General features: G+C 68.5%; 23 protein-coding genes. 10 read left to right on the plus strand and 13 right to left on the minus strand.

What is annotated here, in order from left to right; translation table 11 throughout:
- Positions 1 to 28: 28 nt before the first annotated feature.
- The gene (locus ACFOY2_RS16065) at positions 29 to 709 is read right to left on the minus strand and encodes a permease prefix domain 1-containing protein (protein ID WP_379528816.1); all 681 of its coding nucleotides are present in this window, start codon (positions 707 to 709) and stop codon (positions 29 to 31) included.
- 100 nt (positions 710 to 809) lie between these two features.
- On the opposite strand from ACFOY2_RS16065, the gene ACFOY2_RS16070 reads away from it, so the two are divergent.
- The 3 genes from ACFOY2_RS16070 to ACFOY2_RS16080 are packed head-to-tail and all read left to right on the plus strand — an operon-like array spanning position 810 to position 1,919.
- Positions 810 to 1,163 carry a VOC family protein gene (locus tag ACFOY2_RS16070; RefSeq protein WP_379528817.1) on the plus strand — a complete coding sequence of 118 codons (354 nt, stop codon included), beginning with the start codon at positions 810 to 812 and terminating at the stop codon, positions 1,161 to 1,163.
- Positions 1,160 to 1,495 carry an ArsR/SmtB family transcription factor gene (locus ACFOY2_RS16075; RefSeq protein ID WP_379528818.1) on the plus strand — a complete coding sequence of 112 codons (336 nt, stop codon included), beginning with the start codon at positions 1,160 to 1,162 and terminating at the stop codon, positions 1,493 to 1,495. The genes ACFOY2_RS16070 and ACFOY2_RS16075 overlap by 4 nt, the downstream gene beginning before the upstream one ends.
- Positions 1,482 to 1,919, plus strand: coding sequence for an SRPBCC family protein (locus tag ACFOY2_RS16080; RefSeq protein WP_379528819.1), 438 nt, complete (start codon positions 1,482 to 1,484; stop codon positions 1,917 to 1,919). Before ACFOY2_RS16075 ends, ACFOY2_RS16080 begins: the two co-directional genes overlap by 14 nt.
- A 61-nt stretch (positions 1,920 to 1,980) precedes the next feature.
- Here the strand turns inward: ACFOY2_RS16080 and ACFOY2_RS16085 are convergent, their stop codons facing one another.
- A complete protein-coding gene (locus ACFOY2_RS16085; protein WP_379528820.1) occupies positions 1,981 to 3,300 on the minus strand; it encodes a pentapeptide repeat-containing protein in 1,320 nt (439 codons plus the stop codon).
- A 199-nt stretch (positions 3,301 to 3,499) separates the two neighbouring features.
- Here ACFOY2_RS16085 and ACFOY2_RS16090 point away from each other — a divergent pair, with 199 nt between their 5' ends.
- Positions 3,500 to 3,721, plus strand: a complete 222-nt coding sequence (locus ACFOY2_RS16090) for a hypothetical protein (RefSeq protein ID WP_379528821.1) — start codon at positions 3,500 to 3,502, stop codon at positions 3,719 to 3,721.
- A gap of 53 nt (positions 3,722 to 3,774) precedes the next feature.
- On the opposite strand, the gene ACFOY2_RS16095 is transcribed toward ACFOY2_RS16090, so the two are convergent.
- Positions 3,775 to 4,527, minus strand: a complete 753-nt coding sequence (locus ACFOY2_RS16095) for an SDR family NAD(P)-dependent oxidoreductase (protein WP_379528822.1) — start codon at positions 4,525 to 4,527, stop codon at positions 3,775 to 3,777.
- A 143-nt stretch (positions 4,528 to 4,670) separates the two neighbouring features.
- On the opposite strand from ACFOY2_RS16095, the gene ACFOY2_RS16100 reads away from it, so the two are divergent.
- From ACFOY2_RS16100 to ACFOY2_RS16115, 4 genes are all read left to right on the plus strand, one after another.
- Entirely contained in the window at positions 4,671 to 5,600 is a 930-nt protein-coding gene (locus tag ACFOY2_RS16100) for an AraC family transcriptional regulator (RefSeq protein WP_379528823.1), read from the plus strand.
- 1,527 nt (positions 5,601 to 7,127) lie between these two features.
- Complete coding sequence (locus ACFOY2_RS16105; protein ID WP_379528824.1) at positions 7,128 to 7,976, plus strand: hypothetical protein; 849 nt, start codon at positions 7,128 to 7,130, stop codon at positions 7,974 to 7,976.
- 10 nt (positions 7,977 to 7,986) lie between these two features.
- Positions 7,987 to 8,556, plus strand: coding sequence for a class IV adenylate cyclase (locus tag ACFOY2_RS16110; RefSeq protein WP_379528825.1), 570 nt, complete (start codon positions 7,987 to 7,989; stop codon positions 8,554 to 8,556).
- Between the two features lie 228 nt (positions 8,557 to 8,784).
- Positions 8,785 to 9,159, plus strand: coding sequence for a thioredoxin family protein (locus ACFOY2_RS16115; RefSeq protein WP_379528826.1), 375 nt, complete (start codon positions 8,785 to 8,787; stop codon positions 9,157 to 9,159).
- Positions 9,160 to 9,213: 54 nt separating this feature from the next.
- Here ACFOY2_RS16115 and ACFOY2_RS16120 read toward each other — a convergent pair whose 3' ends face one another.
- The 3 genes from ACFOY2_RS16120 to ACFOY2_RS16130 all read right to left on the minus strand — a co-directional run bounded on the left by ACFOY2_RS16120 (position 9,214) and on the right by ACFOY2_RS16130 (position 12,741).
- Positions 9,214 to 9,981: an SAM-dependent methyltransferase gene (locus tag ACFOY2_RS16120; RefSeq protein WP_379528827.1), complete on the minus strand. Its 768-nt coding sequence runs from the start codon at positions 9,979 to 9,981 to the stop codon at positions 9,214 to 9,216.
- Between the two features lie 146 nt (positions 9,982 to 10,127).
- Entirely contained in the window at positions 10,128 to 11,465 is a 1,338-nt protein-coding gene (locus ACFOY2_RS16125; RefSeq protein ID WP_379528828.1) for a class II 3-deoxy-7-phosphoheptulonate synthase, read from the minus strand.
- A 79-nt stretch (positions 11,466 to 11,544) separates the two neighbouring features.
- The gene (locus ACFOY2_RS16130) at positions 11,545 to 12,741 is read right to left on the minus strand and encodes an FAD-dependent oxidoreductase (RefSeq protein ID WP_379528829.1); all 1,197 of its coding nucleotides are present in this window, start codon (positions 12,739 to 12,741) and stop codon (positions 11,545 to 11,547) included.
- 121 nt (positions 12,742 to 12,862) lie between these two features.
- On the opposite strand from ACFOY2_RS16130, the gene ACFOY2_RS16135 reads away from it, so the two are divergent.
- Positions 12,863 to 13,582: an anti-sigma factor gene (locus ACFOY2_RS16135; RefSeq protein ID WP_379528830.1), complete on the plus strand. Its 720-nt coding sequence runs from the start codon at positions 12,863 to 12,865 to the stop codon at positions 13,580 to 13,582.
- A 46-nt stretch (positions 13,583 to 13,628) separates the two neighbouring features.
- Positions 13,629 to 15,848, plus strand: coding sequence for a M64 family metallopeptidase (locus tag ACFOY2_RS16140; protein ID WP_379528831.1), 2,220 nt, complete (start codon positions 13,629 to 13,631; stop codon positions 15,846 to 15,848).
- Here the strand turns inward: ACFOY2_RS16140 and ACFOY2_RS16145 are convergent.
- The 7 genes from ACFOY2_RS16145 to ACFOY2_RS16175 all read right to left on the minus strand — a co-directional run bounded on the left by ACFOY2_RS16145 (position 15,792) and on the right by ACFOY2_RS16175 (position 23,357).
- Entirely contained in the window at positions 15,792 to 16,787 is a 996-nt protein-coding gene (locus ACFOY2_RS16145) for a phosphotransferase family protein (protein ID WP_379528832.1), read from the minus strand. The two genes, ACFOY2_RS16140 and ACFOY2_RS16145, sit on opposite strands and share 57 nt — an antisense overlap.
- Before the next feature lie 26 nt (positions 16,788 to 16,813).
- A complete protein-coding gene (locus ACFOY2_RS16150) occupies positions 16,814 to 17,812 on the minus strand; it encodes a LacI family DNA-binding transcriptional regulator (protein ID WP_379528833.1) in 999 nt (332 codons plus the stop codon).
- Positions 17,793 to 19,202 (minus strand): GH1 family beta-glucosidase, encoded by a 1,410-nt coding sequence (locus tag ACFOY2_RS16155; RefSeq protein WP_379528834.1) that lies wholly within the window; start codon positions 19,200 to 19,202, stop codon positions 17,793 to 17,795. The genes ACFOY2_RS16150 and ACFOY2_RS16155 overlap by 20 nt, the downstream gene beginning before the upstream one ends.
- Positions 19,199 to 20,029, minus strand: coding sequence for a carbohydrate ABC transporter permease (locus ACFOY2_RS16160; protein WP_379528835.1), 831 nt, complete (start codon positions 20,027 to 20,029; stop codon positions 19,199 to 19,201). The genes ACFOY2_RS16155 and ACFOY2_RS16160 overlap by 4 nt, the downstream gene beginning before the upstream one ends.
- Positions 20,026 to 20,949 (minus strand): carbohydrate ABC transporter permease, encoded by a 924-nt coding sequence (locus ACFOY2_RS16165; protein WP_379528836.1) that lies wholly within the window; start codon positions 20,947 to 20,949, stop codon positions 20,026 to 20,028. The genes ACFOY2_RS16160 and ACFOY2_RS16165 overlap by 4 nt, the downstream gene beginning before the upstream one ends.
- 56 nt (positions 20,950 to 21,005) lie before the next feature.
- A complete protein-coding gene (locus ACFOY2_RS16170) occupies positions 21,006 to 22,343 on the minus strand; it encodes an ABC transporter substrate-binding protein (RefSeq protein WP_379528837.1) in 1,338 nt (445 codons plus the stop codon).
- Between the two features lie 318 nt (positions 22,344 to 22,661).
- Positions 22,662 to 23,357 (minus strand): TetR/AcrR family transcriptional regulator, encoded by a 696-nt coding sequence (locus ACFOY2_RS16175; protein ID WP_379528838.1) that lies wholly within the window; start codon positions 23,355 to 23,357, stop codon positions 22,662 to 22,664.
- Between the last annotated feature and the right edge of the window lie 15 nt (positions 23,358 to 23,372).

The raw sequence follows: 23,372 nt of genomic DNA on the forward strand, positions 1-23,372 counted from the left end.
CCCTCCGCGGCCCCGTCCTGGAGCCTGATCAGGCGCGTACGGCGGTTTCGGGGACGGACGCCCTGGTGGCACGCAGGCAGCCGACCGCGCAGTAGATCTGCATCCCCCACATGGCCGAGGTCACCAGGTTGGCCAGCAGGGCAGGCAGCCAGGTCAGCGTGTTGGGGTTGTCGACGCCGTAGGCGAGCAGCATCCCCAGCCCGACGGTGATCGGCAGCGTGGTCCAGACGAGCACCCCGAGGGACCTGGTCACCAGCCGGGGCCGGCGGATCCACCGGGCGCCCCGGCTCAGCGCGAACAGCATGAGCCCGCCGTACAGCGCCGTGCCGAGCTGGACGATGTCGAGCAGCCGGGAGACGGGGGAGAACCACGCCGGCTGGTGGATCCAGACGTCGTCGTCGGCCGGATACATGCGCCACAAGACCGACCACATGGCCACCGTGATCGGCAGGCTGACGAGCATCAGCACACCCAGCCGCCGCCCCGAGGAGGCGGTCAGCTCGGTCTGGTAGCCGGGCGCGATCTCGCTGACCCGTCCGAACGAGGCGACCGCCGTCCGCTCCGCCTCCATCCGGTCCAGCCCCTCGGCCTCCAGCGCGTCGGCGGTGTCGGTGAGGCTGTCGCGCGCTTCGACGACCATGTCGCGCTTGGGCCGATGGGGGCCGGCCAAGGTGCGGTCGAGCTCGGTGACGTAGTCGTCGATCAGCATGGCCCAAGTTTACGAGCGCCGATCTGCCGATTCATCAGGGAAGTCCCCGATGTGGAAGAGGGGGTTTTGCGTAGGAAAAAACCTACGTATAGTGGCTGACATGCTGATTTCCAAGATCATCGCCGTAACTGTGCCCGTCGCCGACCAGGAGCGCGCGCTGGCCTTCTACACCGGCGTGCTCGACTTCGAGGTACGCACCGACAACCCGTTCCCCATGGGCCGCTGGCTCACCGTCGCCCCCAAGGGCGCCGAGACCACGCTGCTGCTGGCCTCCTGGTTCCCCGGCATGGCGCCGATCGGCGGCATGGTGGTGGCCGCGCCCGACCTCGACGCGCTGGCCGCCCGCCTGCGCGGGCACGAGGTCGCCTTCCAAGGGCCGAGCGACGAACCGTGGGGCCGGCAACTGCTGTTCCAGGACCCGTTCGGCAACGGGTACGTGGTCAGCCAGGCATGACGGCCGACCACGTGTTCGCGGCGCTGGCCAGCCCGGCCAGGCGCGAACTGCTGCGGCTGCTGCGCGAGGAGGGCGCACAGCCCGCCGGACAACTGGCCGAACGGTTCGACATGAGCCGACCCAGCGTCTCGGAGCATCTCAAAGTGCTCAGGGACGCGGGGCTGGTGGCCGAGACCCGCAGGGGCAGAGAACGCCACTACCGGCTGGACGCCACGCCGCTCCTGGAGATCCGCGACTGGCTCACGCCGTACGAACGGTTCTGGCGGGAACGCCTCGCCGACCTGACGACCCTGCTCGACGAGATGGAAGACGACGACGATGCCCCACGATGAAGACCCGCGCGCGATCAGGATCGACCAGTTCATCGCGCACCCGCCCGCGAAGGTGTGGCGGGCGCTCACCGAACCCGACCTGGTCGCCCGCTGGCTCATGCCCAACGACTTCAAACCCGAGATCGGACACCGCTTCACCTTCACCACCACCCCCAAGAAGGCCGTCGGTTTCGACGGGATCGTCTACTGCGAGGTGCTGGAGGTGGAGCGGGAGAAACTGCTGAAGATCAGTTGGACTGACCGCAAGCGGGCCGACTGGACGGTCACCTGGCGCCTGGAGCCCGAAGGCAAGGGCACCAGGCTCTTCCTCGACCACGAAGGCTTCGACCCGGACGACGAGGTGCAACAGCTCTCGCGGCGGATCATGGGCGGTGGCTGGCCCTCCATCTTCACCGCCATCGGCACCCTCGTCGCCGAACTCTGAAATCCCCGCCCCGTCCGGCTCGGCCCCCGCCCCCCGTACGACGAGGGGTGCCGGGCAGGGGTTAGCGGTCGGGGTGGGAGGTGGCCGTCCACAACATCGCAGCCGCACTGACCGCCGCCAGCGCGGCGAACCAACTGGCCGCCCGGTTCATCCGCAGCCCGTACCCGAACAGCAGCCAGCACAGCGTCAGCCACCACCGGTGCCCGGCTCTGCGGCGCATCTCCATGGCCGCGATCGCGAAGTCGGCGGAGGTGGCCCGGTCGCTGGGGCGGAGTCCCGCGTACAGGGTGGCCAGCCGGTCGGGCGTGGCGGCCGGGTCGCCGGGCCCGGTCCAGCCGTACTCGTCGGCCAGCGCGCTGCGGCGGGAGAACCACCGCAAGGGCCAGCGCAGGCTCATCCGCACGCCGCGCGGCGTCAGCGCGAACGTGCAGTCCTTCACCCGCACCCCCGAGGGATGGACGAGCCCGGCGAACCGGCACGTCGACAGGTCGAGGCCATGCAGCGTCAGATTGGCGGCCTCGACCCGCCGCAACGAGGTCAGCGCGGAGGCGCCCCGCCCGCTCACGGTGGCGGGGCCGCGCAGCACTGCGCCCTCCAGGTCGGCCTGCGAGTCGGTGAGCCGCAGGGTGGTCGTGCCGGCCACCTCGACTCCGCGCAGGTCCACGCCGCACCGGGCGACCGCCACGTCGAGCAGTCCGTCGGCGCGCGCCCTGGCCGCCGACAGGCGTCCGGTGGCCGACAGGTAGGCGTCGGCGACGAAGTGGGCGGCCTCGAACCCGGCGTGCCCGGTGACCTTGCGAAAGGAGAGCGTACGGCCGAAGCGCGCCCCCCTGAAGGCGGCCCCGTCGCCGATGCGGGCGCCGTCGAAGGTCGCGTAGCCGTCGAACCTGGCCCGCTCGCACGACAGCCCGTGCCCGAAGACGGCCTGGCTGAACAGCGCGTCGCGGGACATCACCGCCCGATCCAGCGAGACGTGCCCGCGTACGGTGACGCCGTGCAGGGACAGTTCGCGGACGAACCGGGCTCCGGCCAGTGACACGTTGCCCTCGAAGCGGGCGCCGAAGAAGGAGGCCAGCCGGTCGAACCTGGCGTCGTCGAGCGAGACGTCGCCCGCGAACGTCACGCCCGACAGCCTGACGTCGCCGGTGAACCTGACCCGGTCCAGCCGGGCCCGGCCGGGTTTGCCGTCCATGGCCTGCAGCACCCTGGACAGCAGGTCGCTGCTCACGGTCGTGCCCCGCAGGTCGAGCAGGCGGCCGGGGGCGAGGTGGTCGAGCGCCTCGGGGAGTTGTTCGGGTGACAGGTGTGCCAGGCAGAAGCCGGACGGCCGGCTTGCGATTCCGGTGCAGGCAGCCGAATACGCGCAGGTGACCCAGTCCATGCACTGGTCATACCCGCCGGGGCCCGTGTCAAGGTTCGATGTTTTAATGTTCTATCCACTTTTAAGCGGAAATATGCGGGCAAAATTGCCACCGCGAGTCCCTTTAAGAGCTGCCAAGGTTGGCTATCGGGCAGCCGGTTACCGGTCGGGCGACCGAGTACAAGGGAAGGCAAGTGAACTGGACACGCTGGCCGAGGAGTTGGCCAAGCAGCTGCAGGAGGTCCAGGCCGAGCGGGAGGAGCTGCTGATCGCCGAGCAGGACCGGGCCGCGGCGGAGGCCGCCGCGGCCGTCGCCCTGACTCCCGCCTGGGTGGCAGGGCGGGCGGTCCTGCTGATCCCGCACCGCAGGATGACCAAGCTCGCCGACCGCGGCTGGCTGCGCAAGCGAGGCGACGGGCGGTTCACCGCACGCTCCTGGTAGCAGCGGCATAGAACCTGGAACGCTTCAGATGCCACCCACCGTGTGGTGCCTGCTCAGATCTGGTTCGTGCCACCGTCGACGTAGATGTTCGCGCCGACGACGTAGCTGCTCTGTTCCGAGGCCAGGAAGGCCACGACTGCGGCGGCCTCCTCAGGCTGACCCATGCGGCCCTTGGCCACGGTCGCGGCGACATTCTCCTTGACGGCCCGGGCGGTCTCCTCGTCGCCGAAAGTGGCGGTGCCCCCGGGAGTCTCGATCCATGCCGGCGAGACCACGTTGACCCGGATGCCACGGTCCTTGAGCTCGTTGGACCACGTCCGCGCGAAGGACCGGACGGCCGCCTTCGACGCCGCGTACGCGCCGAACGCCTCTACTCCACGGTCGCCGGCCGTCGAACCGACCAGGACGATCGAGGCTCCGTCGTTGAGCAGCGGCAGCGCCTTCTGCACGGTGAACAGCGTGCCTCGGACGTTGACCGCGAAGGTCTGGTCGAAGTGCTCCTCGGTGGTCTGTTCCAGCGTCACGAACGCACCGACCGCCGCGTTCGCCACGAGCACGTCCAAACCCTTGCCTCGCGCCTGGACCGCCTCGTAGAGCCGGTCCAGGTCCTCCGGCTTCGAGATGTCGCCGACGACCGCGGTGGCCCGGTCTTCTCCGATGGTCTTGACGGCGGCCTCCAGTTCGGACGCGCGTCGGCCGGTGACGAACACGTACGCGCCCTCGTCCGCCAGCCGTACGGCGGTGGCCAGACCGATACCGGTGCTGCCTCCGGTGACCACCGACGTCTTGCCTTCCAGCTGTCCCATGTGGGTGTCTCCATCACTCTCTCGATATCGATCTGTTCGACATCGATACTGCGGGAGATCGGGGATACTATCCATGATGCAGAGTCCGGCATTCTTTACGTATCGTCCAGGAGGTGTCGTCGGTGCTCGGATTTCGGGATCCAGTGGCTGACGCGATCGGCCTGCTCCGGCCCCGCACGGTGGTCGGGCCCAGTCTCCGGGCCGCGGGAGAGTGGGCTTTGCGCTTCGACACGTTCTTGCACGTGCGGGTCGGGGGCCTCGTGCGCGGCACGTGCTGGTTGATCCTCGAAGGGCACGAGCCGGTGCTCCTGCAGGAGGGTGACACCTTCATGCTGGGCAACCCACCGCCTTACGTGCTGGCCAGCACGCTCGACGCAAGCCCGCGCCCTGCGGAGCCGGTGTGGGCGGGTGCCGAAGACGGGTTCGTGCGGATCGGCCCGGAGTCCGAGGAGGACCTCTACCTCTGTGTCGGGCACATCGCGTTCGACGACAGGAACGCGGCCCTCCTGACCGATCTTCTGCCGCCGCTCGTGATCGTCCGCGTGGCCGATCCTCATGGCAGGCGGCTCGCGCAGTTGATCGATCTCCTGGCCACCGAGGTCGGGGTCGCCGCCGCAGGCGGCCCGCTGGTGCAGAACCACCTCGCACAGATCCTGCTCGTGCACATGCTGCGTGCTCACGCCGGTCAGACGGACCGGCCCACCGGCTGGCTGGGCGCCCTGAACGAGGACGGCATCGGTGCCGCCCTGCGTGCCGTGCACGCGGACGTGGCCCACTCCTGGAGCCTCAAGGAGCTCGCCGAGATCAGCCACATGTCGCGTTCCGCGTTCGCCCAGGCCTTCAAGAGCCACGTCGGGGTCCCGCCGTTGGAGTACCTGATCCAATGGCGCATGAGCCTCGCGCGCGACGCCCTCGCCCGCGACACTCTGTCGATCTCCGAGCTCGCACGGGCCACGGGCTACCTGTCCGAGAGCGCGTTCAGCACCGCGTTCCGCCGCGTGGTCGGCTCATCGCCCGCACAGTTCCGGAACCAGGCACGGCAGCCACCGCGCTCGGCCGCGAACGGAAGCTGAAGGAGGCGTCCTGTTCTCAGCTGCGCCGCTCACGCTGGCGACGAAGAGACTCACGCTCACGCCCGTACCGGTATCGACGCGACCAGGGGGCATTCCATGAATCAGCGGTTGCCGGCCACCTCCTCCACCGCAAGCCGGCACTGAGCCGCCCCATCCGCGCACGCCCAGAATTTCCCGCGAGCCCGTCCGCCCGCTCCGGTTCGATTCTCGCTACCAGGCCGCATGTAATCGCGACTGCGGACGTAATCAAAATACGCGCATACCTCATCTATGGTCGCACCCTTGGGGAACCCTCTTAGACATTCAAGAATCTCGTCCCGCCTGCTCTTACCCATTCCGGCCCTCTTTCCTATACGGCTATCTCAAGAGGATGCCGCCGCGTCCTGCCAGCGCATCCACGAACCACCGAGGTCCCAGCCATCACGCAAGGTGTGGGGGGCAGTGATGGCTGGGACCCCACCCCGGCGAGTCCGACAGGCGGCAGCAGGACATCAGCCAGAGCCATCCCCAGACGCCTCCCGGACCTCACTCCGGGCAGCCATTGGCCACACGTCTGGAGGCTCTTATAAGCGCCTCGAATTTACGGCTGCGGCTCATCATCAGGCCACGGTGGTCTCCAGCGAACCCGCACACGCGCCCACGAACTTGGACCTTTGGCGATAATCTCGTCTTTTCGCCGGTGCCACTCCGGATGAGAGTTCAGGTAATTGTCGATCACCTCTCGCCCCTTCGGGCTACTCTGCGCCGCATCCCACGACCCGTACCAGAGCCAGAGGCAATCGAACACGTAATCCGGTGACGGCAAATTCCCCCGTGGCCGACCCACTATCAACGAGACCGGCTCTCCGCTTACGCCGCCCGCCGTCACTGGGACCCCGTTGGAACGACCCCGTGAATGGCCAGGTACCGATCCCGGTAAAGCCGTTCGATCCGCCGCGCCGCCGTCTCCACCGCCGTAGCCGTGCATGAGGTGTACCGCCACTTTCCGGGAACGCTCGTATCGTCCAGACACCAGCGGAAGCGCCAACCCTCCGTCGAGTACTCACACCAGATCGCCAACCGCACCGACCAGATCCCCACCAGCGCTATCCCCTCGCACGCTGAGATCTGGGACTGGATACCGAGACGACGCAGCTGGTCCGCCATTTGATGGGCCAGACGTTCCGCCGGGCACGATGCGCTTGCAGCCGCCGTCTTTGCAGGCCGCCGATGCCACAGAAGCTCTGCATCATGCGGTCCCTCTTGCCTCCCCACAGGGCTGACGTGCGTCATATCAGGATTTTTGACGCGGTTTGAACACCTCTCGCAGGGATTCCCCGTTGCCGGATTGGCTCTATCCTGTGCCATAGGTCAGGACCTCGATTCCTGATCCAGGGAGCCGTACGGCGTGCTAGCGCCTGCGGCTCCCGCTCTTTGGGATTGCCTACGCGCCGACCGTCTCGAATTCCAGACTCCCTATCCATCTCATGGCGGGTATCTCACCTTGAGATGTAGTCTTGTGGCGCCCACTCTCGCCAGGAGCCCGTCATGCCAAAGTTGCTGCTCACTCCGATCGAGATTCCGCTCCGTGCCTGGCGTCAACCAGAGGTCCGCGAAGCTCTCAGCCGTCGCGATATTCGCGCTCTGCTGCTTCTTGCCAGCCAGTACGGCGCCACTCAATCACGCCTTTCCGCTGCTACCGGTATGCTCCAAGGCCGAGTCAGCGAGATTATGCGCGGAACCCGACAAGTAACCGCCTTTGACGTATTTGAACGCGTAGCGGAAGGTCTGGCTATGCCAGACGAGGCGCGAATCTTGTTCGGCTTGGCGCCCCGTCACCCCACAGGGCTAGACCATCTCGGACCAGTAGGGCGCGCGGAGATACATCACGTCTTCCCATCTCAGTCCGCCGCATCCGAGGACATTCGCACGGCCGCTAAGGAAGCCGACCGCATCGACGTATTGGCCGTTCGCGGGCTCGGCCTCTTCGGCCTGAAAGACTCACTGCTCCGGCATCATCTGCTCAACAGCAAGCACGCGCGCACTCTCCGGATCCTGCTGCTACATCCCGAGAGCGAAGCAGCACACCAGAGAGCAAAAGAGATCGACGAGTCCCACCAATCCTTCGCAGCGGGGATCAGGCTTGCCGAAGATCGCCTCAAAGAACTCGCCGACCAAGCGCCATCGCTCACTATCGAGGTCTACCGTTACACGATACTTCCGGTCTGGCGCCTCATCGCTCTGGACGACATCTACTACGTCTCCGCGTTCGGTGATGTGTGGGAGGGACACGAGTCGGCCGTCTACAAGGTCGCACCGACGCCCCACGGTGCGCTTCACCGAGGGTACCGCCGGATGTTCGACCAACTACGGGCCAGCGCCCAGCGGATGATTTGACAGAGGAGCCATGTCCATAGAAGCCGAATTGAAGGCCCATGTCAGATTCCCCGCCCAGGTCCGCGAACTCCTCTGCCAACGAGCGCCCGAAGAGGCCACCACCTACACAGACACCTACTACGACCGACCGGACGAATCCCTCACAGCATCCGGACGAGAGTTGCGTGTGCGCACCATCACCGGCCCCCACGCTGCCCGCACGCGGCTCACTTACAAAGATCAAGCCGTAGACCCTGCCAGCGGATCGAAGCCTGAGTACGAGACCCATGCCGAAGACCCTGCGATCCTGGACGCGATCTTCCTAGGTCTCGGCTACCACCATCTGATCTCGTTCCAGAAACACTGCCTCAACTACGCCTACACCGCGCACAAATATGACCTGATCACCACGCTGGCGACCGTCCCCGAGCTTGACGGCACCTTCATCGAGATCGAAACGCAGGTGGATGCGCCCGCCGATCTTCCCCACGCCCTCGTCGCCATCCGCACCGAACTAGCGCACCTTGGCATCTCCAGCGAGGATCTCACAACTGAGCTCTATACCGCCGCCGTAGCAAAGCGTCGAGGGCAACGCCACTAGCCTCGGCCTGGATAGGCGATGCCGGATCATTTGCCGCTCATCCGACCACGATCCCCTGGTCATCGGCCCGTCCCTGAGGGGCGGCCGTTGATCTTCCGCGGGCGTGGCGCTCGGCTGGTGGGCGCGCCTGCCTCTGGAGCATGGAATTCTGGTGATGGGTACGTGGTTGACACGGATGCGCTGCAGCGACGGCCCATTCCAACTCCAACGACGAACGAGGAGCCACTTGTGGCGACCATCGAAGTAACCGAGAAGAACTTCAACGACATCGCCGACAAGGGCATCGTGCTGCTCGACTTCTGGGCCGAATGGTGCCCGCCGTGCAAGAAGTTCGGGCCGATCTTCGAGAAGGCTTCGGAGAATCACGAGGACATCACGTTCGGCAAGATTGACACCGATGCTGAGCAGGGGCTCGCGCAGGGGTTCGACATCACCTCGATCCCCACGCTCATGGCGATCCGCGACGGCATCGTGGTCTTCTCCCAGGCCGGCGCCATCCCGGGGCCCGCCCTGGAGGACCTGATCGGGCAGGTGAAGGCTCTTGACATGGACGCCATCAGGGCCGAGCTCAGCGAGGAGCTGAAGAACGCCCAGCAGAACTGACTTCTGCCGAGGGCCCTGTCCACCCGGCGGGGCCCTCGGGCGTTTCGGGTGTGGTCAGGGTTTGCGGCCGACGCCTACGTATCCGAAGGTGATGCTGTTGTCCGGCGCGTCCGGGTTGTCGGGACGCCAGCCGTTCGGAACCGTCAGGCCGGGTTCGGCCAGTTCGTAGCCGTCGAAGAAGCGCAGGATCTCCTCCGGCGTCCTGATGTTGAGCGAGGCCCGGGCCTTGCGGTAGATCTCCAGGGCTTGGGGCGTGTCGTCGGGCGTGGTGTCCACGGCGTGGCTGATCACCAGGTGGCTGCCGGGCGCGCTGATCTCCCGGAGTTTGCCCACCAGCCGGTAGGCCTGCTCGTCGGGCAGGAAGTGCAGGATCGCCAGCATGAGGAAGGCCACGGGCTGGTCGAAGTCCACCATGCCGCCCAGTTTGTCCAGGAGCGCGTCCGTTTCGCGCACGTCGGCCTGGAGGAAGTCGACGTTCTCCTTCCTGGCCAGCAGCGCCCTGCCGTGCACGCACACCACGGGGTCGTGGTCCACGTAGACCACACGCGCCTCGGGGGCGATCTCGTGTGTGTTGCCCTGGGTCGGCAGCCCCGCGCCGAGGTCGATGATCTGCTGGACGCCCACGCTCGCGACGTGCCGTACGGCCCGGCGCAGGAAGGCCCGGTTGGAACGGGCGCCCCCCTTGGTGTCGGGGAACGTCTTCAGGATCTGCTCCGCGGCCTCCCTGTCGGCCGCGAAATTGTCCTTGCCGTCGAGGTAGTAGTCATACATACGCGCGACGTTCGGGACGTTAGGGTCGACCCCCTCCGGGGCATTGTCCACGTTTTTCTCCAAAATTCGCCCAGTATCGGGGCGATCATAGCTCCAGGACCCGGGTATCCGATGGGATTCCGCTTGGTAGTGAGACACAGATCACCCCGAAGGGCGCGACGGGCCGGAGAGACCCCGGCCCGTGCGGTGGAGAAGGGTCAGCTCCGGTAGAGCTCGGCGACCCGGAAGGCCAGGTCGAGCGACTGGCCGCGGTTGAGGCGCGGGTCGCAGGCCGTCTCGTAGCGGGTCGCGAGGTCGGTCTCGACGATCTCGTGGCCGCCGCCGACGCATTCGGTCACGTCGTCACCGGTGAACTCGATGTGGATGCCCCCGGGGTGCGTGCCGAGCGCCCGGTGCACCTCGAAGAAGCCGGCCACCTCGTCGAGGACGTCGTCGAGGCGGCGCGTCTTGTGCCCGCTGGGCGCCTCGAAGGTGTTGCCGTGCATCGGGTCGCAGATCCAGGCCACCTGGGCTCCGGTCGCGGTGACCTCCTTGACCAGCGCGGGCAGGTGCTCGCGGATCTTGGAGGCCCCCATGCGGGTGATGAACGTGAGCCGTCCCGCCTCGTTGCGCGGGTTGAGCCGCTCGACGAGCGAGAGCGCCTCCTGGGGCGTGGTCGTGGGCCCGAGCTTGACCCCGATCGGATTGCGGATCTTGGCGAAGAACTCGACGTGGGCCCCGTCGAGCTGGCGGGTGCGCTCGCCGATCCAGACCATGTGCGCCGAAACGTCGTAGGGCAGGCCTGTGCGGGAGTCGATGCGGGTGAGCGCGCGGTCGTAGTCGAGGATCAGCGCCTCGTGCGAGGAGTAGAACTCGACGGTGTGGAATTCCTCGGGGTCGGCGCCGCAGGCCCGCATGAACGCCAGCGCCTGGTCGATCTCCCTGGCCAGGTGCTCGTAGCGGCGCCCGGCCGGCGACTCGGCCACGAAGTCCTGGTTCCAGGCGTGCACCTGGCGCAGGTCGGCGTAGCCGCCCTTGGTGAAGGCGCGCGCGAGGTTGAGCGTCACGGCCGAGGAGTGGTATGCCTTGAGCAGCCGCCACGGGTCGGGCCTGCGCGCTTCGGCGGTGAACTCGAACCCGTTGACCATGTCGCCCCGGTAGGCGGGAAGCTCGACGCCGTCGCGGGTCTCGGTGTTCTTCGAGCGCGGCTTGGCGAACTGGCCGGCCACCCGGCCGATCTTCACGACCGGCACCCGGCCCGCGTAGGTCAGCACGATCGCCATCTGCAGCAGCGTCTTGAGCTTCTGACGCACGTTGTCGGCGGTGGCGCCGGAGAAGGTCTCGGCGCAGTCGCCGCCCTGCAGGACGAACGCCTGGCCGCGGGCGACGGCGGCCAGCTGCTCCTTGAGCTGGTCGCATTCGCCGGCGAAGACGAGCGGGGGCAGGCCGCCGAGCTCGGCGACGCCCTCGCCGAGCTCGGCGCGGTCCGGCCAGTCGGGCTGCTGCGCCGCGGGGAGGTCCCGCCAGGAATCGAGATCCACGAGATTGCTGCTCACGAGATAAGAGGGTATTCCACTGAGCCTGCCGGACCGACCCTCTTGTCCACGTTTTGACATCGATGGTCCCAGGAGGTGGTCAGGCCTTCGGGGACCGTACGTGCTCGGGCCGTACCCCCAGCCCGATGAAACGCCGCGTCAGCCGGTTGAGCAGCGGCACCCGCGTCACGTCACGCGGCAGCACGGACGGGTCGAAGCGGCGTGTCAGCGCCCTGCTGATCACCTGGTCCTGGACGAACCGCTGGGCGGTCTGGGTGATCACGGCCGGCGGCATCCGCCGTCGCTGCACCTGGTGGAGCAGGGATTCGGGGATCGGCGCGCCGGACCTGAGCGGCCCGGCCAACAGGTTGGCGGCGGCGACCGCGTCCTGCACGGCCAGGTTGATGCCCACGCCGAACACCGGCGACATGGCGTGCGCGGCGTCGCCGACGCACAGCAGGCCGGGACGGTGCCAGCGGCGCAGCCGGTTCAGGGCGACGGTGAGGACGCTGACGTCGTCGTAGCTGCTGATCTGCCCGGCTCTGTCGGCGATCCAGGGCAGCAGCGCCGCCACGGGCTCGCGCAGGGCGTCAATGCCGCCGCTCACCAGCTCGTCGTAGCCGCCCTTGGGGATCAGGTACGCGAGCTGCCAGTAGGCGTCCCTGTTGATCGCGACCATCATGTGGCCGCTGGAGATGCGCAGGAACAGGTCCTCGCGGTCGGTTTCGTGCCGGGGCAGCCGGAACCACACCACGTCCATGGGCGCGCCCAGCTCCTTGGGCGCCAGCCCGGCCCGTTCGCGCAGCACCGAGCGCCGCCCGTCGGCCGCCACGGTCAGATCGGCCCTGATCTCGTGCTCGCCCGACTCGTCGCGGTAGCGCAGGCCGCGTACGGCGCCGCCCTCGCGGATCAGGTCGTAGGCCTCGGCGTTCATCTTCAGCTGGAACCCCGGATAGCCGGAGGCGGCCGAGACGACGAGCTTGAGGAAGTCCCATTGCGGGACGAAGGCAATGTAGTCATACCTGCCAGGCAGCCCCCGCAGGCTCGCCAGCCTGATCTCCCGGGCGTCGGTGACCATCGTCATCCCGTACGCCTTGTAGTGCGGCAGTTTCAGGAACTTCTCGGCCAGACCGAGTTCGTCGAGCACCTGCAGCGTGGACGGATGGATGGTGTCCCCGCGGAAATCGCGCAGGAAGTCACCGTGCTTCTCCAGCAGGGTCACCTCGATGCCCGCCCTGGCCAGCAGCAGCGCCAGCACGGCTCCAGCCGGGCCGCCGCCCGCGATCACACATCGCATAATTCATCACCCAGTGAGATTGTGGCCCACATCATCGGAAATGAGCAAGCCCCACAGCCATCCGCTATGCCCGAGCCGCCGAAGTACATGCGTGAGCCGCTTCTCACCCAGGGAGTGGACGATGAACGACGACCTCCACACCCTCGTCGGCGCCTACGCCGTGCACGCACTGCCGTACGCCGAGTGGGTGCTGTTCGAGGAGCATCTGTTCGCCTGCCCGGGGTGCGGGGCCGAGGTCAGGCGGCTGCGGGAGACGGTGGCCAGGCTGGCCGAGACGGTGGCCGAGCCGCCGCCCGCCGCGCTGCGCGAGCGGCTGCTCAGCGCCGCCTACCGGTCCCGCACACCGGACGACGGCCCGACCGTGCCGCTGCGCCGCCGGCGATCGAAGGTCATGGCCGGGCTGGCCGCGGTGTGCGCGGCGGCGGCGGTCGCGCTCGGTGTGATCGCCGTGGACGCCCGCCGCGACCTCGCCGACCTGACCGCCAGGAACGACGAGATGATCGCCGTGCTGGCCGCGCCCGACGCCGAGACCGTCCGCCGGCCCGTCGCCTCAGGCGGCACCGGCACCGTGGTGATCTCGCGGTCGAAGGGCCGCATGGTGTTCGCCTCGTCCGGGCTGGCCGAGCTGCCCGACGCGCAGGGATACGAGCTGTGGCTGATGGGCCCCGACGGGCCGCGTCCCGCCGGGATGCTCGAGCGCGCCGACGACGGCCTGACCAGGCCCGTGCTCCTGTCGCCGCGCGAACGCGACGACCACGTGGCGGTCACGGTCGAGCCGGCCCGCGGCTCCAGGGAGCCGACGACGCGGCCCGTCCTGCTGGCGGAGCTGCCCCGGGTGTGAAGGCGGGGGATGGACGGCCGGGCGAGTCCGGCCGATCATGCCTGTCATGCGTACCTTTGCGGCCCTGGTGCTGGCCGCCGCCGCGTTACACGTGTCCCCAGCCGCCGCCGAGCCGGGCGCCGCCACCGTGGCGCCCGTCCAGGTCACGGGCGCCCCGGAGAAGAGGTTCAACCTGATCCTCCTGGGCGACGGCTACACCGAGGCCGAGCAGGCAAAATTCAGATCCGACGCCGAGCGGCACCTGAACGTCATGTGGTCGATCGAGCCGTTCAAGTCCTACCGCAACTACATCAACGTCTACCGCGTGGACATCGTCTCGGGCGAGTCGGGCATCAGCTGCGACCCGGGCCTGGACGCGCCGAAGAGGACCACGCCCCTCAGCATGGGCTTCTGGGGCCGCTGCAACCCGGCCAGCGTCCAGCGCCTGATCACCATGGACAACGCCGCCGCCACCCGCTACGCGGACCTGGTCACCGGCACCACGAGCGGCAACAGGCAGATCCTCGCCCTGGGCAACAGCGGCACGTACGGCGGCGCGGGCGGCTCCTACGCCACCGCCTCTGGCAGCAACAGCATGTCGGCCCTGATCAGCCCGCACGAGCTGGGCCACTCCCTGGGCGGCCTGCAGGACGAGTACGACTACTACCAGCGCGGCGTCCCCGGCGGCGCCTACACCGGCGGCGAGCCGTCCAGCGCGCACCACACGCTCCTGACCGAGCAGCAGCTGCGCGACCAGCGCAGGAAATGGTGGCGCTGGCTGGGGGAGCCGAGCGAGTCGGGCGGCCCGATCGCCCGCTACGAGGGCGGCCTGTACTACACCAGCGGCGTGTGGCGGCCGAGCGCCCACTCGATGATGAAGACCCTCGGCTACTACTTCGACCAGGTCAGCCGCGAGGTCATGGTCCAGCGCATCACCGCCAAGACCACGCTCATCCAGGACGCCACGCCAGAGCGGCAGCCCGTCGGCGCCGACCGCGTGCTCTGGGTCGAGCCCATGCGCCCCGTCAGCCACTCCCTCACCACCACCTGGACCGTGGACGGCCGCGCCCTGCCGGGCGACCGTGACACCCTCGACCTGCGCACGCTCGGCCTCACCCCGGGAAGGCACACGGTCACGGCCACGGTGTCCGACCCGACCGAGTTCGTCAGGGACCCGGCGATCAGGACGGCCATGGCCAGGAGCCGCACCTGGACGGTGGACACCACGCTGACCACCCCGCCCGACGGCATCGCGCCCGCCATCGTCTCCGCCACACCGTCCGGCCGGCCCCTCGGCCGCCGCGACGTCGTCTACGTCGAGACCACCCACCCGGCCGCCGCCGTCCCCGAGGTCACCTGGACGATCGACGGCGAAGCGGCCGGCAAGGGCGCCGACCTGGACCTGAGCACGCTGGACCTGACCCCCGGCACGCACCGGCTCACCGCCGCCCTCGCGGGCCGCGAGCTCACCTGGCAGGTCGACGCCGGCAAGCCGCTCACCACGTATGAGCTGTCGGAGCCCCTCGCCCGCTCCGGCGACACCTACGTCTACAACGGCCCGTTCTCCATGAAACTCACCGGCGCCGACGACCACGACGGCTACGTGGTCTCGGAGTCCAGAGTGGACGGCGACGGCTGGTTCAACTACTTCGGCTGGCCCACCTCCTCCGAACTGCCGTGGGCGTTCAGCGAGCAGGGCACGGTCATCGACTCCCTCGTCTACGGCAAGCTGCCGCGCGGCCGGCACACGATCGAGTACCGCTCCGTCGACGCCGCCGGCAACCACGGCGACCCCAAGAGCTTCACCGTCACCACGATCGCGCCGCCGCCCGCCTGCACCCGCACGATCACCGGCGCCCACCGTGGCCCGCTCACCGTGTCCGACGGCGTCACCTGCCTGAACGACGCCCAGGTCACCGGCGCGGTCACGGTCGGCAAGGGCGCCTCGCTGGTGGCCACCGGCGGCCGGGTCACCGGCACGCTGACCGCCTCGGAGCCGCAGGCACTGCACCTGCTCAAGACGTCCGTCACCGGCGCGCTCAGCGTCAGCGGCGCCAAGGCGCTGACCGTCGTGGGCGCCGACCTGCGCGGCGCCGCGCTGCTGGCCGGCAACACGGCGCCGATCCTGTCGGGCACCACCGTCAGGGGCGCGCTCGCGTGCACCGGCAACCGGCCCGCGCCGGTGGACCTCGGCGTGCCCAACAAGGGCGCGGGCGCCTGCGTCGGGCCGCTACCCCAGGGGTCGAGCCACGGCGCCTACGAGGCGGTCCAGCACCTCGCCCAGTGAGGCGATCGACCGATCACGGACCCTGGCGTACTCCGACTCCGGATACTGCCGGGGTCCGTTCTCCACCAGCAGGATCAGATACAGGTAGGCGCGGTAGAGATCGAGCCGCACCCGCGCGGAAGGGGTCAGCTCCAGCGGCGTCACCTCGCGGTAGCCCGCCAGCAGCGGATCGTCCTCCTCCAGCTCCCCGAAGAGCGTCGGCGTCACGAACTCCGCCAGCGGATCGCCCCAGAAGGCCCGCTCGTGGTCGATGATCGCCTGGATCCGCGGCGTGCCGCTCAGATCGAGGAAGACGTTGCCCGCCCACACGTCGAAGTGGACCAGCCGCGGGGACGTCACCTCTTCCAGCACCGGCGCCGCCGCCTCGAACACCGCCATGATCTGCGCGGGCGGACGTGGCAGCGGCGTCGGGTAGCGCTCGGTGTCGCCGAGCAGCGCCGCTGCCATCGCCAGGAACGCCTCCCGCCAGGTGCCGCCGACGATCCCGGCGTGCGGGTAGCCGAACACCTCGCCGGTCACCGCGTTGAACCTGGCCAGATGGCGGCCCAGCTCTCTGCGCAGCACGCCGCCGTCCTCGGGTTTGACGTCGTTCCACGACACCCCGTCGAGCGCGCTCAGCATCAGGTAGTCGCCGCCCAGCACCGGGTCGTCGAAACCGGCCCGCAGCAGCGTGGCCACCGGCACGCCCGCCTTGCCCGCCAGCTCGTAGGCGGCGGCCTCCATGCGCAGCAGGTTGCGTTCGTAGCTGAGCTGCTCCAGGTCGGGCGGCGGCGCCAGCTTGAGCACCACCTCGCGCCCGTCGTCGAGCCGCAGCCGCCACACCGCGTTGGCGAAGCCGTCGGTCAGCTCGGTCGCCGCCGCCACGCCCGCGCCCAGCGCCCGCCGGGCCAGCGCGTCGAGCTCGGCGTCGGATAAGCGGCGCTTGGTCCTGCTGTCCACGAGGAGGTCCTTTCACCCGGGCCCGGTCAGGCCGACTCTCTGCGCACCAGATGCGTGTCGAGGATCACGACGGGCTGGCGCAGCTTCTCGCCGTTGATCCGGGCCACGAGCAACTGCGCCATCTGCCGGCCCATGGCCTCGGTCGGCTGGTGGACGGTGGTCAGCGGCGGCTCGGCGTGCAGCGCCGCCTTGGAGTCGTCGAACCCGATCACGGCCACGTCGCCGGGGATCGCCCGCCCCTCGGCCTTGAGCACGCGCATCGCGCCCAGGGCCATCGGGTCGGAGGCGGCGAAGACCGCGTCGAGATCGGGGTGCGCCTCCAGCAGTTCGGCCATCGCGGTCGCGCCGCTGTGCTCGGAGAAGTCACCGTAGGCCACCAGCTCCGGCAGGCCCGAGGGCAGCAGCGCGTCACGGTAGCCGGCCAGCCGGTCGACGCCCACGCCCATGTCCTGGGAGCCGGCGATCGTGGCGATCCGGTCGCGGCCGAGGCTCAGCAGGTGTTTGACCGCCTGCCGGGCGCCCGCCCGGTTGTCCATGTCGACGTAGCTGTAGGGGTCGAGGCCCACGGGCCGGCCGCCGAGCACGGTCGGCACACCCATCTCCTCCAGCCTGCCCGGCAGCGGATCGGCGCCGTGCAGCGACAGCAGCAGCACGCCGTCGACGTGCTGCCCCGTCAGGTAGTTCTCGAGCCGCTCGTGCTCCTCCGGCGTGCGCGCCATCGCGAGGATGAGCTGCAGGCCCGTCTCCGCCAGCGCCGAGCCGATGCCGCGGATCGTGCCCGCGAAGTACGGCTCGTCGAAGACGCGGAACTGCGACTCCGACACCACCAGCGCGACCGTGTCCGTGCGGCGCGTCACCAGCGCGCGCGCCGCACGGTTGGGTACGTAGCCCAGCTCGCGGATGGCCAGCTCCACGGCCTCGCGGGCCTTGGCGCTGACGTTCGGCGAGCCGTTGATGACTCTCGACACCGTGCCCCGGCCTACGCCGGCCCGGGCAGCGACTGCCTCAAGAGTCGGTCGGTTCATGGCGCCTATTCTGCCGGATGATCTCCGAGTACCAGAGCGCACTGTCCTTGAGCAGCCGTTCCTGTGTCTCGAAGTCCACATGAACCAGACCGAACCGCTTGCCGTAACCCCACGCCCACTCGAAGTTGTCCATCAGCGACCAGGCGAAGTAACCCTCCAGCGGCACGCCCGCCTCGATGGCCCGCTTGCAGGCGCCCAGGTGCGCCTCCACGTACGCCTGCCGCTCCCGGTCGTGCACCCGGCCGCCGTCGAGGTGATCGTCGAAGGCGGCGCCGTTCTCGGAGACCACCATCGGGATCGGCGGGTAGTCCCTGGCCACCCTGGTCAGCACCTCGACCAGGCCGCCCTCGTCGATCTCCCAGCCCATCGCCGTCACCGGATGCCCGGCGTTGACGAACGACACGTGCTCGCTGCCCACCCACGGAGAACCCGTGTCCGTGGGGGCGGCCGCCGCCGACGCCTTGCCGCCCGGCGCTCCCGAGACCGTGAAGCGGCTGTAGTAGTTGACGAGCAGCACGTCGATGGGGGCGTTGATGATCTTCATGTCGTCGCCGTCGATGAAGTCGATCTCGAAGGGCAGGTCCCGCAGCACGTCCTCCGGGTAGCGGCCGGTCAGCAGCGCGTCCAGGAAGAAGCGGTTCTGCAGGCCGTCGATGCGCCGGGCCGCGTCCAGGTCCTCGGCGCTGTCGCCGGCCGGGGTGATCGCGTACAGGTTCACGCAGCCGCCGACCCGGCGGGCGTCCATCGCCCGCACGGCCAGGCCGTGCGCCAGGTTGAGGTGATGCGCGCCCCTGATCGCGTTCTGCGGCTCGCGCCTGCCGGGGGCGTGCTCGCCCGAAGCGTAACCGAGGAACGCGGCGCACCACGGCTCGTTGACGGTGCTGAAGGTGTGCACATGATCCTTCAGCGCATCGTGCACGGCCGCCGCGTAGTCGGCGAAGCGGTAGGCCGTGTCCCGGTTGGGCCAGCCGCCCTCGTCCTCCAGCGCCTGGGGCAGGTCCCAGTGGTAGAGGGTCAGCCAGGGGTCGATGGCGTGCAGACGCAGCTCGTCGGTGAGCCGCTTGTAGAAGTCCAGCCCCTTCTGGTTGATCCTGCCGGAGCCGGTCGGCTGGATGCGGGGCCAGGACACCGAGAACCGGTAGGCCGACAGGCCCAGCTCCGCCATGATCCGGACGTCGTCCCTGAAGCGGTGATAGTGGTCGATGGCCACGTCCGCGTGGTGCCCGTTCAGAACCCGGCCCGGCGTCTTGGTGAAGGTGTCCCAGATGGAGACGCCGCGCCCGTCCTCGGCCACGGCCCCTTCGATCTGGTACGCCGAGGTCGCCGCGCCCCACGAGAAGCCCGCAGGGAAGCGCAGCTCGGCACGCGTCTGTTCCTCTTGTGTCGTCACGCCTTGACCGCACCTTCCATGAGTCCGCCGACGATCTGGCGGCCGAATGCGACGAATACTGCGATGAGCGGGATGATGGACAGCGCCGTGCCCGCGAAGATCAGCGAATACTCCGTGGAGAACCTCGCGTTCAGCGAGGTGATCGCGATCTGCACGGTCGGGTTGTCCGGGGTCAGCACGATCAGCGGCCACATGAAGTCGTTCCACATGAGCATGAAGGTGTTGATGCCGAGCACGGCCATCCCGGGCCGCACGGCGGGCAGCACGACGTTCCACCAGATGCGCAGCGTGGCGGCGCCGTCGACGCGAGCGGCCTCGACCAGCTCCATCGGCACGGCCTGCCGGGTGTACTGCGTCATCAGGAACACGCCGAACCCGTTGAGCAGGTACGGCAGGATGACCGCCTTGAGAGTGCCCGTCCACTCCAGGCTCACCATGAGGCGGTACAGCGGCACCACGCCCATCTGCTGCAGCGGCACCGCCATCGTCAGCAGCACCAGCACCAGCAGCACGTTGCGGCCCTTGAAGTTCAGGTTCGCGAAGGCGAAGCCGGCCAGCGTCGAGATGACGACCACGGAGACGGTGACGACGGTCGCCACGATGAACGAGTTCGTCAGGCCCAGCAGGAACTTGGCGTCGGGGTTGTTCAGCACCGCGACGATGTTCTGGCCCAGGTTGCCGCCGGGCAGCAACTTCGGCGGCGTCGAGACCGCGTCGGAGTTGGTGCGCGAGGCGATCACCAGCATCCAGTACAGCGGGAACGCCGACAGGAAGATGGCCACCGCCAGCATGACCCTGGTCAGGATCGTCGGAGACCAGTGGTTCACTTGGTGCCCCCGATCCGGCGCACGAACAGGAAGTTGATCGCCGCCCCGATGAGGATGAGCAGGAACAGCAGCCAGGCGGCCGCGGCGGCGTAGCCGTAGTCGAACTCGCGGAAGCCCTGCTTGACGATGAACATGGCCACCGTCTGGAACTGGCCCTGCGAGCCGCCGTCGACGTTGCCGCCGTAGAACGTGGTCGGCTCGGAGAACAGCGTCAGCCCGCCGATCGTGGAGTTGAGCACCACGAAGATCATGGTCGGGCGCAACATCGGCAGCGTGATCTGCCAGAACTGCCGGCGCTGCGAGGCGCCGTCGATCGCCGCCGCCTCGTACAGATCGCGCGGGATCGTCTGCATGCCGGCCAGGAAGATGATCGCGTTGTAGCCGGTCCAGCGCCAGTCGACCATGGTGGCGATCGCGATCCACGACGGCACCCGCTCGGCGCGCCAGTTGGTGTTGTCCACGCCGAACCAGCCCAGGATCCAGTTGACCAGGCCCCAGTCACGGGCGAACAACTGCGTGAACACCACCGCGACCGCGACCACCGAGGTGACCAGCGGCAGCAGCACGCTCATCCGGATCGCCAGGCGGAACCTGAAACGCTTGTTCAGCGCGTTGGCCAGGAACAGCGCCAGCAACATCTGGGGGACGGTCGCGATGACGAACATGGCCACCGTGTTCACCACGGCGTTCCAGAAGTCCTCGTCGGCCAGCAGCGCGGCGTAGTTGCCCCACCCGGCCCACTCCGTGGTGCCGGCCAGGTCGTAGTCGTAGAGCGAGTAGTACAGCGTGAAGGCCAACGGGAAGAGCCCGAAGGCGGCGAACAGGATGAAGTAGGGGGACACCAGGGCGTACGGCATCGCCTTGACGTCCATGCGGGAACGCCATTGACGGCCGGGCGGCGGAAGGGTGTCGAGGCTCATAGCAGACCTTTCGGCGGCAACATGCCCGGCCCGCCGCCGGCGGGCCGGGCGGGAGATCAGCCCGCGGCCTTCACCGCGTCGTCGACCAGCTGCTGCCAGGCCTTGTCATAGGGGACGGAGCCGTCGTCCATGCCCTGGACGACCGACTCGATGGCGTTCTTGACCTGAGCGTGCTTCACACCCAGGAACACCGGCTGCAGGCTGGAGGCCGACTTGGCGAAGACCTCGCCGATGGGGGCGTTGTTGAAGAACTCGTTCTTGGCGCCCTGCACGGCCGGGTCCTGCTGCGCCTTGGTGTTGCTCGGCATGTTGCCGAAGTCGGTGAAGATGCTCGCCTCGGTCTGCGCCTGCGTCAGGTAGTCGGCGACCATGGCCGCTTCCTTCGGGTGCTTGGACTGCTTGGGCACCGCCAGCCAGGAGCCGCCCCAGTTGCCGCCCCCGCCGGGCACCGAGGCGACGTCCCACTTGCCCTTGCCGCCGTCGCCGGCGTTGCCGCTGACCACGCCGAGCATCCAGGACGGACAGCCGAGCGTGGCGAAGGCGCCCTTCTGGGTGCCCGCCGCCCACTCGTCGGTGAAGTTGCGCAGCTTGGCGGTCAGGCCCTGCCGGCTCATCTTCGTGGCGAAGTCGAAGGCCGTCTTCACCGCCGGGTTCTTGTCGACGATGAGGTTGTTCTGCTGGTCGAAGTAGGAGACGTTGCCGTTCTTGGCCGCCTCCTGGTAGAGGACCACCTGGTAGAGCGTGTTCGTGCCGTCGGAGAACTTGGTGTCCTTGACCTTCCCCTGGAACTGCTGGCCGACCTTCATGAACGCGTCCCAGGTCGGCCACAGCGCGCCGACCTTGTCGCGCTCGGTCGGCAGCCCGGCCTTCTTGAACAGGTCCGTGCGGTAGCAGATGCTCATGCCGCCGATGTCGGTGCCCAAACCGAACAGCTTGCCGTCAGCGGTGACACCGTTCTCCCACTTCCAGGCAGGGAAGTCGGCTTTGCGTGACTCAAGGCCGTGCTCCTTCAGATCGGCCCACCACTCCGGATGCGCCTTGGCCAGGCCCATGCCGCCCTCGTCGATGCCGACCACGTCGCCCGCGCCGTTGCCGGCCTGCAGCCACTGGATCATCTGCGGCCAGTACTGCTGCTCGAACTGGTCCGTCAGGTGTTCTTCCTTGATCTGGATGTCCTTGTGCTCGGCGTTCCACTTGGCGATGGCGTTCTTGTAGCCGAAGTTCGTGCCGCCGCCGAAGGTCTGCACACGGATCGTCACCGGTTCGGCCGCCGCCGAGGAGGCGGGAGCGCTGGACTGCGGGGTGCTGCCCGAACCGCACGACGCGACGGTCAGCGCCGCCGCGGCCAGGGCCGAGGCCGCGGCAAGACCGCCGCGACGCCTGCTGATCATCATGGTGGACCCCTTCTCGGGTGTGAATGTTGGGGGAGTGCACCGCGGCGCGCGCTCCGCCGCGGTGGGAGTCTTTGGGAGCGCTCCCACAAAGGGTGCACTTACCCGTCCAGCACGTCAATCCACCGAAACGTAACCGTTACCTATGGTGCTATTTGTCGCTCCCGTAACGGATTTGTATCGATAAACCTCTCAAAAGCCTGATTGGGAGCGCTCCCACCACAAGAGACATCTTATGTGTCGCATTAAGGGCATGTCACCCGCACAGACGGCTTTTTCCCGTGGTAACCAGGGCTGTCACGTGGCCGAGGACGGACTACGTCAGTTCAGGCGGGCGATCAGCAACTCCACGCCGTCGAGGATGCATCGCAGGCCGAAGTCGAATGCCTGGTCCTTGCCGGTCGGAGCGGCCAGGGCGGTGGCCAGGGTGGGGAACCGGTCTTCGCGGCCGGCCAGCAGCGCGCCTATGGTGTCGCTCATCGCCTGCTCGGGGGCTCCGGCGGGTGCCGCCGCCACCTGCTGCGCGATCATCCGGACGTGCCCGGTGAGGGTGGCGGCCGTGTCGAGGATCTCGGGGCCGGCCAGTCCGGTGCCGGTCAGCGCCGCGGTGGCCGCTTCCATCCAGCCGAGTTCGTTGGGCCCGATCGCGCGCGCTCCGACAGTGGCCTCCAGCGTCCACGGATGCGCCTGGAACCGGTCGAACATCTGCCGCGCCCACGTGTCGAGCTTGGAGCGCCAGCCGGTGGCCGCGTCCAGGCGTGGCGGTTGGCCGAGCGCGAGATCGATCATCAGTGCGACCAGTTCGACCTTGCCGGGCACGTAACGGTACAGGGCCATCTTCGTGACGCCCAGCCGCTCGGCGACCTGGTGCATCGTCACGGCCGCGAGTCCGTCGGCGTCGGCGATCTCGATGCCGGCGGCCGCGATCGTGTCCACGCTCAGCGTCGGTTTCGGCCCGCGCTTCGGCGCGGTGCGCTCTCCCCAAAGCAGCGTGATCGCCGTCTTCCCGGCTGCCATCGGCACTCCCTTGCG

The organism is Nonomuraea purpurea, from assembly GCF_042650645.1.
Lineage (GTDB): Bacteria > Actinomycetota > Actinomycetes > Streptosporangiales > Streptosporangiaceae > Nonomuraea > Nonomuraea purpurea.

Bases quoted from the DNA above. Each gene is read 5' to 3' on its own strand.
- ACFOY2_RS16065 (WP_379528816.1), bottom strand. From the start codon at position 709: ATGCTGATCGACGACTACGTCACCGAGCTCGACCGCACCTTGGCCGGC.
- ACFOY2_RS16070 (WP_379528817.1), top strand. From the start codon at position 810: ATGCTGATTTCCAAGATCATCGCCGTAACTGTGCCCGTCGCCGACCAG.
- ACFOY2_RS16075 (WP_379528818.1), top strand. From the start codon at position 1,160: ATGACGGCCGACCACGTGTTCGCGGCGCTGGCCAGCCCGGCCAGGCGC.
- ACFOY2_RS16080 (WP_379528819.1), top strand. From the start codon at position 1,482: ATGCCCCACGATGAAGACCCGCGCGCGATCAGGATCGACCAGTTCATC.
- ACFOY2_RS16085 (WP_379528820.1), bottom strand. From the start codon at position 3,300: ATGGACTGGGTCACCTGCGCGTATTCGGCTGCCTGCACCGGAATCGCA.
- ACFOY2_RS16095 (WP_379528822.1), bottom strand. From the start codon at position 4,527: ATGGGACAGCTGGAAGGCAAGACGTCGGTGGTCACCGGAGGCAGCACC.
- ACFOY2_RS16105 (WP_379528824.1), top strand. From the start codon at position 7,128: ATGCCAAAGTTGCTGCTCACTCCGATCGAGATTCCGCTCCGTGCCTGG.
- ACFOY2_RS16110 (WP_379528825.1), top strand. From the start codon at position 7,987: ATGTCCATAGAAGCCGAATTGAAGGCCCATGTCAGATTCCCCGCCCAG.
- ACFOY2_RS16130 (WP_379528829.1), bottom strand. From the start codon at position 12,741: ATGCGATGTGTGATCGCGGGCGGCGGCCCGGCTGGAGCCGTGCTGGCG.
- ACFOY2_RS16135 (WP_379528830.1), top strand. From the start codon at position 12,863: ATGAACGACGACCTCCACACCCTCGTCGGCGCCTACGCCGTGCACGCA.
- ACFOY2_RS16140 (WP_379528831.1), top strand. From the start codon at position 13,629: ATGCGTACCTTTGCGGCCCTGGTGCTGGCCGCCGCCGCGTTACACGTG.
- ACFOY2_RS16150 (WP_379528833.1), bottom strand. From the start codon at position 17,812: ATGAACCGACCGACTCTTGAGGCAGTCGCTGCCCGGGCCGGCGTAGGC.
- ACFOY2_RS16165 (WP_379528836.1), bottom strand. From the start codon at position 20,949: ATGAGCCTCGACACCCTTCCGCCGCCCGGCCGTCAATGGCGTTCCCGC.
- ACFOY2_RS16170 (WP_379528837.1), bottom strand. From the start codon at position 22,343: ATGATGATCAGCAGGCGTCGCGGCGGTCTTGCCGCGGCCTCGGCCCTG.
- ACFOY2_RS16175 (WP_379528838.1), bottom strand. From the start codon at position 23,357: ATGGCAGCCGGGAAGACGGCGATCACGCTGCTTTGGGGAGAGCGCACC.